Origin of the sequence: Streptomyces sp. NPDC046860 (genome assembly GCF_040645115.1) — a bacterium.
Lineage (GTDB): Bacteria > Actinomycetota > Actinomycetes > Streptomycetales > Streptomycetaceae > Streptomyces.
This window is the reverse complement of the sequence record NZ_JBEYXQ010000005.1, coordinates 104,988-117,417: the sequence shown is the minus strand read 5'-3', so window position 1 is coordinate 117,417 and position 12,430 is coordinate 104,988. Positions and strand designations below refer to the sequence as shown.

Below are 12,430 nucleotides of genomic sequence, written 5' to 3'. Positions count from 1 at the left end.
AGACTTCTTCGCTGTCCCCCCTTGCCCATCTGGAGGCCGAAACCGTGTCGAAGCCGCCCTTCACGCACCTGCACGTCCACACCCAGTACTCGCTGCTGGACGGTGCCGCGCGGCTCAAGGACATGTTCGATGCCTGCAATGAGATGGGCATGACACACATCGCCATGTCCGACCACGGCAACCTCCACGGGGCGTACGACTTCTTCCACTCCGCGAAGAAGGCCGGGATCACCCCGATCATCGGGATCGAGGCGTATGTCGCGCCCGAGTCCCGGCGGAACAAGCGCAAGGTCCAGTGGGGCCAGCCGCACCAGAAGCGGGACGACGTCTCCGGCTCCGGCGGTTACACCCACAAGACGATGTGGGCGGTGAACAAGACCGGCCTGCACAACATCTTCCGGCTGTCCTCCGACGCCTACGCCGAGGGCTGGCTCCAGAAGTGGCCCCGGATGGACAAGGAGACCATCGCCCAGTGGTCCGAGGGCGTCGTCGCCTCCACCGGCTGCCCCTCCGGCGAGCTGCAGACCCGTCTGCGCCTCGGCCAGTTCGACGAGGCGCTCAAGGCCGCCTCCGACTACCAGGACATCTTCGGCAAGGACCGGTACTTCCTGGAGCTGATGGACCACGGCATCGAGATCGAGCACCGGGTCCGCGACGGCCTGCTGGAGATCGGCAAGAAGCTCGGCATCCCGCCGCTGGTCACCAACGACTCGCACTACACCTACGCGCACGAGGCGGCCGCCCACGACGCCCTGCTGTGCATCCAGACCGGCAAGAACCTCTCCGAGCCCGGCCGCTTCAAGTTCGACGGCACCGGCTACTACCTGAAGTCCACGGACGAGATGTACGCCATCGACTCCTCGGACGCCTGGCAGGAGGGCTGCGCCAACACGCTCCTCGTGGCCGAGATGGTCGACACCACCGGCATGTTCGAGGCCAAGAACCTCATGCCCAAGTTCGACATCCCCGAGGGCTACACCGAGGTCACCTGGTTCAAGGAGGAGGTCCGTCTCGGCATGGAGCGCCGCTTCCCCGGCGGCGTCCCCGACGACCGGCAGAAGCAGGCCGAGTACGAGATGGACGTCATCATCTCGATGGGCTTCCCCGGCTACTTCCTCGTCGTCGCCGACTTCATCATGTGGGCCAAGAACAACGGCATCGCGGTCGGCCCCGGCCGAGGCTCCGCGGCCGGCTCGATCGTCGCCTACGCCATGGGCATCACCGACCTCGACCCGATCCCGCACGGCCTGATCTTCGAGCGGTTCCTCAACCCCGAGCGCATCTCGATGCCCGATGTCGACATCGACTTCGACGAGCGCAGGCGCGTCGAGGTGATCCGGTACGTGACCGAGAAGTACGGCGCCGACAAGGTCGCCATGATCGGCACCTACGGCAAGATCAAGGCGAAGAACGCCATCAAGGACTCCGCGCGCGTGCTGGGCTACCCGTACGCCATGGGCGACCGCCTCACCAAGGCGATGCCCGCCGACGTCCTCGGCAAGGGCATCGACCTCAACGGCATCACCGACCCCTCGCACCCGCGCTACGGCGAGGCCGGCGAGATCCGCGGGATGTACGAGAACGAGCCCGACGTGAAGAAGGTCATCGACACCGCCAAGGGCGTCGAGGGCCTGGTCCGGCAGATGGGTGTGCACGCCGCCGGCGTGATCATGTCCAGCGAGACCATCACCGAGCACGTCCCGGTGTGGGTGAGGCACACCGACGGCGTGACCATCACCCAGTGGGACTACCCGAGCTGTGAGTCGCTCGGCCTGCTGAAGATGGACTTCCTGGGCCTGCGCAACCTCACGATCATGGACGACGCCGTCAAGATGGTGAAGGCCAACAAGGGGATCGACATCGATCTCCTGAGCCTCCCGCTAGACGACCCCAAGACCTTCGAACTGCTCCAGCGCGGTGAGACCCTCGGCGTCTTCCAGTTCGACGGCGGACCCATGCGCTCCCTGCTGCGCCTGATGAAGCCGGACAACTTCGAAGACATCTCCGCCGTCTCCGCGCTCTACCGTCCCGGCCCGATGGGCATGGACTCGCACACGAACTACGCCCTGCGCAAGAACGGCCTGCAGGAGATCACGCCGATCCACAAGGAGCTGGCGGAGCCCCTCGAAGAGGTCCTCGCGGTCACCCACGGCCTGATCGTCTACCAGGAGCAGGTGCAGAAGGCCGCCCAGATCATCGCGGGCTACTCGCTCGGCGAGGCCGACATCCTCCGCCGCGTGATGGGCAAGAAGAAGCCCGAGGAACTGGCGAAGAACTTCGTCCTGTTCCAGAAGGGCGCCCGCGACAAGGGCTACAGCGACGAGGCGATCCAGGCCCTGTGGGACGTGCTGGTCCCGTTCGCCGGATACGCGTTCAACAAGGCGCACTCCGCCGCGTACGGCCTGGTGTCCTACTGGACCGCCTATCTCAAGGCCAACTACCCGGCCGAGTACATGGCCGGTCTGCTGACCTCCGTGAAGGACGACAAGGACAAGTCGGCGGTCTACCTCAACGAATGCCGTCGCATGGGCATCAAGGTGCTCCCGCCGGACGTCAACGAGTCGGAGTCCAACTTCGCCGCCCAGGGCGACGACGTGATCCTCTTCGGCCTCTCCGCGGTGCGCAACGTCGGCACCAACGTGGTCGAGGCGATCGTCCGGGGCCGCAAGACCAAGGGGAAGTACCTCTCCTTCCCGGACTACCTCGACAAGGTCGAGGCGGTCGCCTGCAACAAGCGCACCACCGAGTCGCTGATCAAGGCCGGCGCCTTCGACGCGATGAACCACACCCGCAAGGGCCTCACCGCGCAGTACGAGCCGATGATCGACAACGTGGTCGCGGTCAAGCGCAAGGAGGCCGAGGGCCAGTTCGACCTCTTCGGCGGCATGGGCGAGGACGCGGGCGACGAACCCGGCTTCGGACTCGACGTCCAGTTCACCGACGAGGAGTGGGACAAGACCTATCTCCTCGCCCAGGAACGGGAGATGCTCGGCCTCTACGTCTCCGACCACCCGCTCTTCGGCCTGGAGCACGTGCTCTCCGACAAGGCCGACGCGGGCATCTCCCAGCTGACCGGCGGCGAGCACTCCGACGGCGCCGTGGTGACCATCGGCGGCATCATCTCCGGCCTCCAGCGCAAGATGACCAAGCAGGGCAACGCCTGGGCCATCGCCACCGTCGAGGACCTCGCCGGCTCCATCGAGTGCATGTTCTTCCCGGCCACCTACCAGCTCGTCTCGACCCAACTCGTCGAGGACGCCGTGGTGTTCGTCAAGGGCCGGCTCGACAAGCGCGAGGACGTGCCCCGGCTCGTCGCCATGGAGCTCCAGGTCCCCGACCTGTCCAACGCGGGCACCAACGCCCCCGTCGTGCTCACCATCCCGGCGGTCCGGGTCACCCCGCCGATGATCAGCCGCCTCGGCGAGATCCTCACCCACCACAAGGGCGACAGCGAGGTCCGCATCAAGCTCCAGGGCCCGCACAAGACGACCGTGCTGCGCCTGGACCGGCACCGGGTCAAGCCCGACCCGGCCCTCTACGGAGACCTGAAGGTCCTGCTCGGCCCGTCCTGCCTGACCGGCTGACCCGCCGGCCGGACGCGGCGCCGGGGACGGACACGTGGAAGGGGCGCACCCCGCGGCGGTGCGCCCCTTCCGTGCTTAACGTGAAGCTGTGCGCTCAAGGCTCACATGCCCGTCAGCGGCAATCAGTTGTGGCCGAAGCGCTTGTTCTGCTTCTGCGCGTAGTCCGGCCGGCCGGCCGCGGCCGGGGCGGTGGCCTCCTGCGCCTCGTGCTGCTCGCCGGTGCGCTGGGGCTGCTCGGCAGCGGAAGCGCGGTTCTTCGGGCCGGTCTGCTTGCGGTTCTTGTTCTTGGCCATGGGGATCTGCCTCCTGAAGGGGGTCTAGGGGCCAGGGCCGAAATTAGATTCACATACGCTGACATCAAGCGCATGTCGGATAATTACCGTCTGTGACAGGGATGGTGGGGACACCGGGCCCGGAAACGCCACGCCGAAGATCGAGTTCCGGCCGTTAACCCCCGCGCGGTCGGGCAGACTCGAAGGAACGCCGAAGCAATACCTCCCGGAAAGAGGGTGAGTCGCGTGGACCGTTGCATCGTCCTGGTGGACGCCGGGTATCTGCTGGGAGCCGCCGCGAGCCTCCTCGCCGGTGAGCCCTCGCGGTCCCGGATCATCGTCGACCACACCGCGCTCATCCAGGCGCTGCGCGAACGCGCCGAGTCCGAGACCGGCCGCCCGCTGCTGCGCATCTACTGGTTCGACGGCGCCCCCGACCGGGTCCCCCAGCCGGAGCACCGCAGGCTGCGCGTGATGCCCCGCGTCACCGTCCGGCTGGGCGCCCTGACCAGAAGCGACGGACGCTGGGCGCAGAAGGGCGTGGACGCGGCCATGCACGCCGAGCTGACCGAGCTGGCCCGCAACCGCGCCTGCTCCGACATCGTCCTCGTCACCGGCGACGGCGACCTCCTGCCCGGCATGATGGCCGCCAAGGAACACGGCGTCGCCGTCCACCTGTGGGCCGTACAGGCCGCCGACGGCGACTACAACCAGTCCGAGGACCTGGTCGCCGAGGCCGACGAACGGCGCGTGCTCGACCGCGCCTGGATCATCAAGGCCGTCCGCGCCAAGGAACTGACCGGCGTCTGCGCCCCGCCCCCCGCGCCCCGCCCCGAGATCGCCGCCATCCTCTCCGCCCCGCTGCCCGAGTCCGCGCCCGCCGCTGCCGAGCGCACCGCCGAGGAGGACACCCGCCGCCCGCCCGCCGCCGTGCCGGAGAACGGCGGCCAGGACCGGGGGGCCGCCCACAAAGGCGTCCCCACCCCCAAGGACCTGGCCGCCCTGCGCGCCCCCGGCCCTCCGCCAGCGGGCGCCCCGGCCAACGCCACCCTGCGCTGGTCCTCCGACAAGGGCTGGGTGGACCGGCCGGGCACCCCCGCCGAGCCGCCGGAGGCCGCCTCCATGCCGACGCTCGCCCAGCTCACCACCGCCGAGCAGCGCTGGGCCGACCGCGAGGAGGACATCACCACGGTCGGCGGCGACCCCTACGAGGTCGGCCAGGTCTTCGCCCGCCGCTGGATGTCCCGCCTCGGCGACCAGGGCCACCTCCACCGGCTGTCCGGGATGTACCCCCGCATCCCGCACCGCATCGACGGCGAGCTGCTGCGCTACGCGGCCCGTTTCGGCCTGCTCGCCCACAAGGACGACCAGATCGACGAGCACGACCGCTACGCCATCCGGGCGGGGTTCTGGCGGGAGTTCGACGTCCCCGCGGCGGCCGAGAGCGCCTCCGCGGGGGAGTGAACGGGCTCTGACCGGCCAAAGCCGAGATGAGGTGACCCAAAGGCGAGTAAAGGGTCCGCACCGCGTAGTCTCGTCCCTCGTGACCACGCGCGCGGGACAGCCACTGAGGTACGACGACGTCGTACGCGTGCGCGCCCTCAGCAAGACCTATCCGCCCGTCAAGGGGCGGCGCGGGGCGCCCGGCACACCCGAGGTGCGGGCCACCGACGACGTGACGCTCGACGTGCGCCGGGGCGAGATATTCGGGCTGCTCGGCCCGAACGGCGCCGGCAAGTCCACCCTGGTCCGCCAGCTCACCGGCCTGCTGCGCCCCGACTCCGGCGACGTCGAGATCCTCGGCCACGACATCGTGCGCCACCCCGAGCGGGCCGCCCGCATCCTCGCCTACCTCGGCCAGGAGTCCTCCGCGCTCGACGAGCTGACGGTCGCCCTCGCCGCCGAGACCACCGGCCGGCTGCGCGGCCTGGGCGCGCGCGCCGCGCGCGCCGAACGCGACGCGGTGCTGGACGAGCTGGGGCTCGCCCCGCTGGCCGGACGCCCGCTGAAGAAGCTGTCCGGCGGCCAGCGCAGGCTCGCCTGCCTCGCCGCCGCGCTCGTGGGCGAGCGCCCGCTGCTGGTGCTGGACGAGCCGACCACCGGCATGGACCCGGTGGCCCGGCGCGCGGTCTGGGCGGCCGTCGACCGGCGCCGCGCCGAGCACGGCACGACCCTGCTGCTGGTCACCCACAACGTCATCGAGGCCGAGACCGTCCTGGACCGGGTCGCCGTGCTCGACCAGGGCCGGGTGATCGCCTGCGACACCCCGGCCGGGCTCAAGGAGCGCGTCTCCGGCGAGGTCCGGGTGGAACTGGTGTGGCGGGAGCGGGCACCCCTGGAGGTGCCCGAGGTCGCCGTGCTCGCCGGGCGGGCCGTGGAGGCCGGGCGCCGCTGGACGCTCCGCCTCGCCCCCGAGGAGGCGCGGGCCGCCGTCGCCACCGTCACCGGCGGCGCCGCCTTCGCCGCCCTGGACGACTTCACCCTCGCCACGCCCAGCCTGGAGGACGTCTACCTTGCCCTCGGCGGAGCGGCCCGGCAGGGACTGGTGAAGGCGTGAGCACGGGCCCCGTCGTATCCGTACGGTCCCTGTGGGACGGTGGTCCGGCCGCCGTCGGGAAGAGGAGCAGCGCGTCGTGAGTGTCGTACCCGCCGAGGTCCTGCCGAGCGCGGCCCGCAGCGGGCCGGAGCAGGCCCGGCGCGCGGCCGAGCTGGGGCCGCCCGTGCGGCTCCTGCCGTCGCTGGCCGCCGTCTACCGCGCCCAGTTGTCGCGCGCCCGGGTGGCGCGCATCCCGCTGCTGTTCGTGGCGACGTTCCAGTCGGTCGGCATCGCCGTGATGATGCGGGGCGTCGTGGACAGCGGCCCCGAGGCGCAGGCGGTGGTCGCCGGGTCTTCCGTACTGGTCGTCGCGTACGTGGCGCTCAACCTGCTCTCGCAGTACTTCGGCCAGCTGCGCGCCAGCGGCGGGCTCGACCACTACGCCACGCTGCCCGTGCCGCCCGCCGCCGTGGTGCTGGGCGCGGCGGCCGCGTACGCCTCCTTCACCGTTCCCGGAACCCTGGTGACCGCCGTCTTCGGCTGTGTGCTGTTCGGGCTGCCGCTGTCCAACCTGTGGGTGCTGCTGGCGGTGATCCCGCTGGCCGGGGCCGCCCTGTCCGGGGTCGGCGCCGCCTGCGGACTGCTCGCGCCCCGCCTCGAACTCGCCACGCTGCTGGGCCAGCTCGGCATGTCGGCGGCGCTGCTGCTGGGCGTGCTGCCCGCGGACCGGATGCCGGGCATCGTGCTGTTCGCCCGCGATCTGCTGCCCTCGACCTACGGGGTGGAGGCGTACGCCCGGACCTTCGGCCCGGACCCCGACTGGGCGGCGGTCCTCGCTGACCTGGGGGTGTGCGCGGGGGTCGGGGTGATCTCGCTGGCGGTGGCGACCCGTGCGTACCGCCGGGCCGCCGTCCGGTGACGCGGCGCGCGGCACGACCTGGCACGATGTCAGGGTGACCGCACCGCTGACTCCGCCACCGCCGCCGCACGACGACTTCGCGCATCAGCTCGGGCAGGGCCCCTCGGGCGGAACCCCGGTCGCGGACCCGTACGAACAGGACGGCCCCGGTATGAAGACAGAAGTGCGCGAAGGCGTCGTCGTGGCGGTCGCGGTGGCGCTCTCCGGTGTGCTGCTCGGGCTGCTGTGGTGGTGGCTGGCCCCGCACGTGCCGCTCGTCGGCGAGGAGACCGACCGGAGCTGGGTGGTCTACCTCAAGGACACCGAGGGCGAGCAGGCGGCCGGGGTGGACGGCACCTTCGCCCTGCTGGGCCTGGCCTTCGGCCTGATCAGCGCGGCCCTGGTCTTCCTGCTGCGGCGGCGCGGGGGCGTGCCGCTGGTGGTGGGCCTCGGCGTCGGCGGCCTGCTCGGCTCGCTGCTGGCCTGGCGGCTCGGGGTGTGGCTGGGCCCGGACCCGGACGTCATCGCGCACGCCAAGGCGGTCGGCGCGGGCGTCACCTTCCCCGCCCCGCTCCGCCTCGGCGCCAAGGGCGCCCTGCTGGCCTGGCCGCTGGGCGCGCTCCTGGTCCACCTCGGCCTGACGGCCCTCTTCGGCCCGCGCGACCCCGACCCGTACGAGCAGGGTCCCTACGGGCACGAACCGCAGGGCCCCTACGGCACGCCGTCGGCCTGATCCCTCAGGGGCGCCCGATGGGCGCCGTCACGGCCTTGGTCAGCGTGGCCAGGTCGGCGGGGGCGACCTCGACCTCCAGGCCGCGCCGGCCCGCCGAGACGCAGATCGTGGGGTGCGCCCCGGCCGACTCGTCGAGCACCGTGGGGAGCCTCTTGCGCTGGCCCAGCGGGGAGATGCCGCCGCGCACATAGCCGGTGGTGCGCTCGGCGAGCGCGGGGTCGGCCATCGCCGCCCGCTTGCCGCCGACGGCCGCGGCCAGCGCCTTGAGGTCCAGCGTGCCGGAGACCGGGACCACGGCGACGGTCAGCGTGCCGTCCACGTCGGCGACCAGGGTCTTGAAGACCCGGTCGGGGGAGACGCCCATCGCCTCGGCCGCCTCCTCGCCGAAGGAGGGGTGGGCGGGGTCGTGCTCGTAGGAGTGGACCGTGTGGGCCACCCCCGCCGCGGTGAGCGCCACCGTGGCGGGCGTGCCGCCCGCTCCTGCCGTCTGCTGCTTCTTGGACTTCTTCGCCATCGCGGGTGTCGGCCTCGGTTCCCTCAGTTCAGACTGGTGCGTGCCCGGGTCAGCTCGAACGCGGGCAGTGAGGGCAGACTACGGATGATCGCGGTCTCCGAGCGAAGCAGTTTCAGCTCGTCCCGCAGCCGCGAGGCGGTGTCCGGGGCCTGGAGCAGGCGCTGCTTGGTGGGGGTGTCCAGCACCATCGCGGCCGCCACCAGGTAGGAGACGACGCTGGGTTCGTCCGGCAGGTCGGCGTCGGAGATGGAGCTCTCGTGGGCGCCCGCCAGCCGCTTCTGGTACTGGCGGAACGAGCGCAGCACGCCCTCGGCGAGCGCGCCCGCCTCGTCGCCCGGCTCCTCCTCCAGCTCCTCCACCTCGGCGGTCAGGAACGAGCCCGAGCCGTCGACCGAGAGCAGCCGGACCCGGGTGGTGCCGGTGCACAGCACCTCGAAGGTGCCGTCGGTGCGCTCCCGGATGGTCGCGGCGTCCGCCACGCAGGCCACCCGGTGCAGCGCCTTGAGCGGGTCGGGGCCGAAGCCGCCGGCCGGGCCCTCCTCGGTCCCGGCGTCGGGGTCCGGCAGACCTGTGGCGCTCGGCGCCACCTGATGGCCGTCGCGGATCGCCACGACGACGAACCGGCGGGGCTCGTCCTCTGGGGTCTTCAGCAGCTCGCGCATCATGGCGCGATAGCGCTCCTCGAAGACGTTCAGCGGCAGGACGAGTCCCGGGAACAGCGCCGTGTTCAGCGGGAAGAGAGGCAGGCGGGCGGTGGTCACGACGCCCCAGCCTAATGGTCGTGCCCGCGGGAGTGTCCGCGGCGCCAGCGCCCGCGTTGCCGATCTTGCCGCGGCGGGCCCAGGCCGGGTCCGCGAAGTGGCGCCCGGCTCGCGGACACGGCCTAAGGCCTTTCTTCCGGATCAGGCCGGCTCGGGCCGACGGTGCCTTCGGGCCGACCCGAGCGGGGTCTGGTGCGTGCGGCTGCAAGGCGGAGGAGGGCGTCGACGCGGAGCGTCGGCAACCGACGACAACGCGGCAGACGTGCGTGCCAGGGCCCGCGACCCCGGCAAGATCCGGAAGACAGGCCCTAGGAGTGCGGGCGCGGCGGGGTCGGGAGCAGGGCGGCCAGGGCGGGCGCCGGGGCGCCGGCCAGGAGGGCGTCGCGCAGCCGCAGGAAGTGGCCGAGCGGGTCCTCGGACACCCGGTTCCAGGGGAAGGAGGTGGCGTACGGGCCGATCAGCGCGAGCTGGGCACGGGCCTCCTCCTGGCGCTCCAGGCGCAGCAGGACGTAGAGGAGCTTGTTGCGGACCTCGGCGGTGCGGGGGTCGGCCGCCGGGAAGCGGGCGGACAGGGCGACCGCGCGGTCGGCCGCCGCGTGCAGCCGGGCGCGGGGCACCTCGGGGCCGCAGGCGTCCGTCAGATAGCCGAACGCGGCCCGCAGCGGCAGCGCCTGGACCAGTGAGCCGGGCGGCGCGTCCTGGGCGGCCGGCTCGGCGAAGTCGAAGCACTCGCCGTGCGAGCCGTGCCAGAAGGTGGCCAGGTAGCGCAGCGCGGCCACATGGCAGCCGTAGTGGTGCGGGGAGCGGCGCACGGCCGCCTCCCACAGCTCCTCGAAGTAGCGGTGGCCGGCCCGGGAGCCGCGCGCGTGGTCCAGGGCGATCCGCCAGGGCACCGGGTCGCGGTCGTCGGCGCGGGCGGCGGCCGTGATCTGCGGGCTGACCTCGCGCAGCAGCTCGGCGCGGCCCGGCGAGGGCCAGGCGCGGTCCACGGCGAGCTGGGCGCCGACGAGCAGGACGCCGGGGTCGCCGGGGTCGGCCGCGCGCCATGCCTCGAACCACTCGGGGCGTGAGCGGGCGAAGGCGGCGAGCCGGGTGGCGTGGACGTCGCGTTCCTCCCACTGGGCCGCCGTGCGGGTGGCCGCGAGCAGGGCGGCGGCGGCCGCGAACTCGCCCCGCCCGGCCGCCACCAGCGCGGGGGAGAGGCGGTCGTCGGGCGCGTCGAGGACGACGTCGTCGGCCGGTGCGGGGGACATCGGGCGCGAGGCGCGTCGTGCGTTCCGGGTGGGGCGGAAAAACGCCGGCAGCGAAAGCATGGTGTCGACCATTGAAAGACCGCAGGTCGCGCCCGCGCCAGAGGGTTCGGGCAACTTGTGGAAGGTTGTGCGGTCCAGGGTCAAGGAACCGTAAAAAGGTGTCTTTTCAACTATTGTCAGGCACCCGCCGGCCCACCCGTCCCGGCCGTCACGCGGCCCCGCCCGCCGCACCCGCCCCGGGCGTCAGCTGCGCCGCAGCAGTCGCGTGGCCCCCGCCGCCACCGCCGTCGCCAGCACCCAGCCCAGGATGATCAGCACCGCCGCCAGCCACGGCCACGCCCCGCGCAGCCGCCACTGGTCCAGCTGTCCCAGGTCGATCACCGGCAGCAGCAGGTCCAGCGTGAGCAGCGCCGGGCTCCACGCAGGGCGGTCCGAGAGGTGCGCGGGCGGCGGGTCGGCCTGCGCGAACGCGAGCGTGCCCGCCGCCCACAGCACCGCCATCCACACCGCCGCCCGGCCCGGCCGGTAGCCGTAGGCGACCGTCCAGTCCTGCGCGTACCCCCACAGCTTGAGCGCCGGGGGCAGGGTCTCGCGGCGCCTGCGGCACTTGGCGAGCAGCACCTCGCGGGCGTCCTCGTCCTCCCCGGCCGCGCGCAGCACGGCCGCCAGCCGCTCGTACGGCTCCGGGTGGTACTCGGCGGTCGCCGCCGCCACCCAGTCCAGCCGGTGTGCCAGCGGGAACGGGCCGCGCGGGACCAGGTTCTCGTACGCGAAACCGCTCATCTGGAGGTTCCCCGGCTCCGGCCAGCTGCCCGCGTGGTCCACCAGGTTGACCGTGCGGGCGCCGGACAGCACCACCCGGCCCGAGGGCGGCCGGTCCGCGAGGAAGCGCAGCTCCGGCGTCTGCACCCGGCGCAGCGACAGCTCCTGGTCGTCGGTGAGCACGAACCGCGCCCCCTCCAGGTCCACCGCGTCCCCGAACCGGCCGTCGTCCAGCCGCATCCCGCCCCGGCACTCGAACCGCTGCACCCGCGTCCCGCGCGCCGGGGTCGTCCCGCTCAGCAGCGGACTGCCCACCGCGGCCGGGGTCAGATACAGGGTCCGTTCCACGGTGAGCTGCGGGGCGTTCAGCGCGAGGCGGGCGTACGGGTTGGACAGCCGGGCCCCGCGCAGGCTCAGCGACACCCCGACCTGGGCGCCGCGCAGCCGCAGCTCGCCGTACGACTCCAGCATCTCCGCCTGGAGGTCCTGGCCGACCGTCATGCCGTCCGCCGCGATCGAGCGGCCGCCGCGGTCCCGGTGCGCCACGGCCTGGTTGAGCATCAGGTCGGTGCCGATCCGCGCGTCGGTCAGCCGGACGCCGGTACGGAAGCGGCAGCGCGCCAGGTGCAGATCGCCCTCGGTGTGCACCCGGGCCGCCTCCAGCCGGGGCACCGCGCAGTCCACCAGGCGCACGGTGGTGAAATGCGCCTCCGGCACCCGCACCTCCTCGTCGAAGCGGCAGCCTCTCAGCTCCACGTACGGCGTGACGGTGCCGCCCGCCAGGTCCACCGTGCCCGTGATCCGCACCCCGGTCAGCTTCAGCGAGGAGACCCGGCCCGCCAGCGCCGGCGGGCCGTCCAGCAGCAGCCAGCACACCACCCGCGCCCGCACGCTGCGCTCCGGGCCCCAGGGGACGCCGCCGTGCGGATCGTCCACGGCCGCCTCGCCGCTGCTCAGGTCGTACACACTGCCGTTGCGGAACGCCTGCCACATGCCCGCCTCGGCCGGGGTCAGATCGTCCGGCAGTTCCTCCGCGCCCGGACCCACCGCCAGTGCCTCGGTCACCGGGGCTCCTCTCCCGCGAGCCGGGCCACCGGCGTCACCGCCGGGCCCGCCG

General features: G+C 72.6%; 10 protein-coding genes. 5 read left to right on the top strand and 5 right to left on the bottom strand.

From position 1 onward, the window contains the following. The first annotated feature begins 44 nt into the window (after positions 1-44). Positions 45-3,584 (top strand): DNA polymerase III subunit alpha, encoded by a 3,540-nt coding sequence (gene dnaE / locus ABZ898_RS09745; RefSeq protein ID WP_361654974.1) that lies wholly within the window; start codon positions 45-47, stop codon positions 3,582-3,584. Positions 3,585-3,706: 122 nt separating this feature from the next. Here dnaE and ABZ898_RS09740 read toward each other — a convergent pair whose 3' ends face one another. After that, complete coding sequence (locus tag ABZ898_RS09740; RefSeq protein ID WP_361654972.1) at positions 3,707-3,877, bottom strand: hypothetical protein; 171 nt, start codon at positions 3,875-3,877, stop codon at positions 3,707-3,709. A gap of 225 nt (positions 3,878-4,102) precedes the next feature. Here ABZ898_RS09740 and ABZ898_RS09735 point away from each other — a divergent pair, with 225 nt between their 5' ends. From ABZ898_RS09735 to ABZ898_RS09720, 4 genes are all read left to right on the top strand, one after another. Beyond that, complete coding sequence (locus ABZ898_RS09735) at positions 4,103-5,320, top strand: NYN domain-containing protein (protein WP_361654969.1); 1,218 nt, start codon at positions 4,103-4,105, stop codon at positions 5,318-5,320. Between the two features lie 127 nt (positions 5,321-5,447). Further along, entirely contained in the window at positions 5,448-6,413 is a 966-nt protein-coding gene (locus ABZ898_RS09730; protein WP_361655540.1) for an ABC transporter ATP-binding protein, read from the top strand. Between the two features lie 76 nt (positions 6,414-6,489). After that, entirely contained in the window at positions 6,490-7,311 is an 822-nt protein-coding gene (locus tag ABZ898_RS09725; protein WP_361654966.1) for an ABC transporter permease, read from the top strand. 34 nt (positions 7,312-7,345) lie between these two features. After that, the gene (locus ABZ898_RS09720; RefSeq protein ID WP_361654964.1) at positions 7,346-8,023 is read left to right on the top strand and encodes an AAA family ATPase; all 678 of its coding nucleotides are present in this window, start codon (positions 7,346-7,348) and stop codon (positions 8,021-8,023) included. Positions 8,024-8,027: 4 nt separating this feature from the next. Here the strand turns inward: ABZ898_RS09720 and ybaK are convergent, their stop codons facing one another. From ybaK to ABZ898_RS09700, 4 genes are all read right to left on the bottom strand, one after another. Beyond that, entirely contained in the window at positions 8,028-8,537 is a 510-nt protein-coding gene (gene ybaK, locus ABZ898_RS09715; RefSeq protein ID WP_361654961.1) for a Cys-tRNA(Pro) deacylase, read from the bottom strand. A gap of 23 nt (positions 8,538-8,560) precedes the next feature. Then, positions 8,561-9,298 carry an LON peptidase substrate-binding domain-containing protein gene (locus ABZ898_RS09710; RefSeq protein ID WP_361654959.1) on the bottom strand — a complete coding sequence of 246 codons (738 nt, stop codon included), beginning with the start codon at positions 9,296-9,298 and terminating at the stop codon, positions 8,561-8,563. 308 nt (positions 9,299-9,606) lie between these two features. Further along, on the bottom strand, positions 9,607-10,623 hold the full coding sequence (locus tag ABZ898_RS09705) for a hypothetical protein (RefSeq protein ID WP_361654956.1): 1,017 nt from the start codon (positions 10,621-10,623) through the stop codon (positions 9,607-9,609). Positions 10,624-10,794: 171 nt separating this feature from the next. Further along, positions 10,795-12,378: an oxidoreductase gene (locus ABZ898_RS09700; RefSeq protein WP_361654953.1), complete on the bottom strand. Its 1,584-nt coding sequence runs from the start codon at positions 12,376-12,378 to the stop codon at positions 10,795-10,797. Positions 12,379-12,430: the final 52 nt, after the last annotated feature.

Excerpts from the sequence above, each read along its gene's own strand:
- ABZ898_RS09740 (WP_361654972.1), bottom strand. The coding sequence starts at position 3,877 with ATGGCCAAGAACAAGAACCGCAAGCAGACCGGCCCGAAGAACCGCGCT.
- ybaK (WP_361654961.1), bottom strand. The coding sequence starts at position 8,537 with ATGGCGAAGAAGTCCAAGAAGCAGCAGACGGCAGGAGCGGGCGGCACG.
- ABZ898_RS09705 (WP_361654956.1), bottom strand. The coding sequence starts at position 10,623 with ATGGTCGACACCATGCTTTCGCTGCCGGCGTTTTTCCGCCCCACCCGG.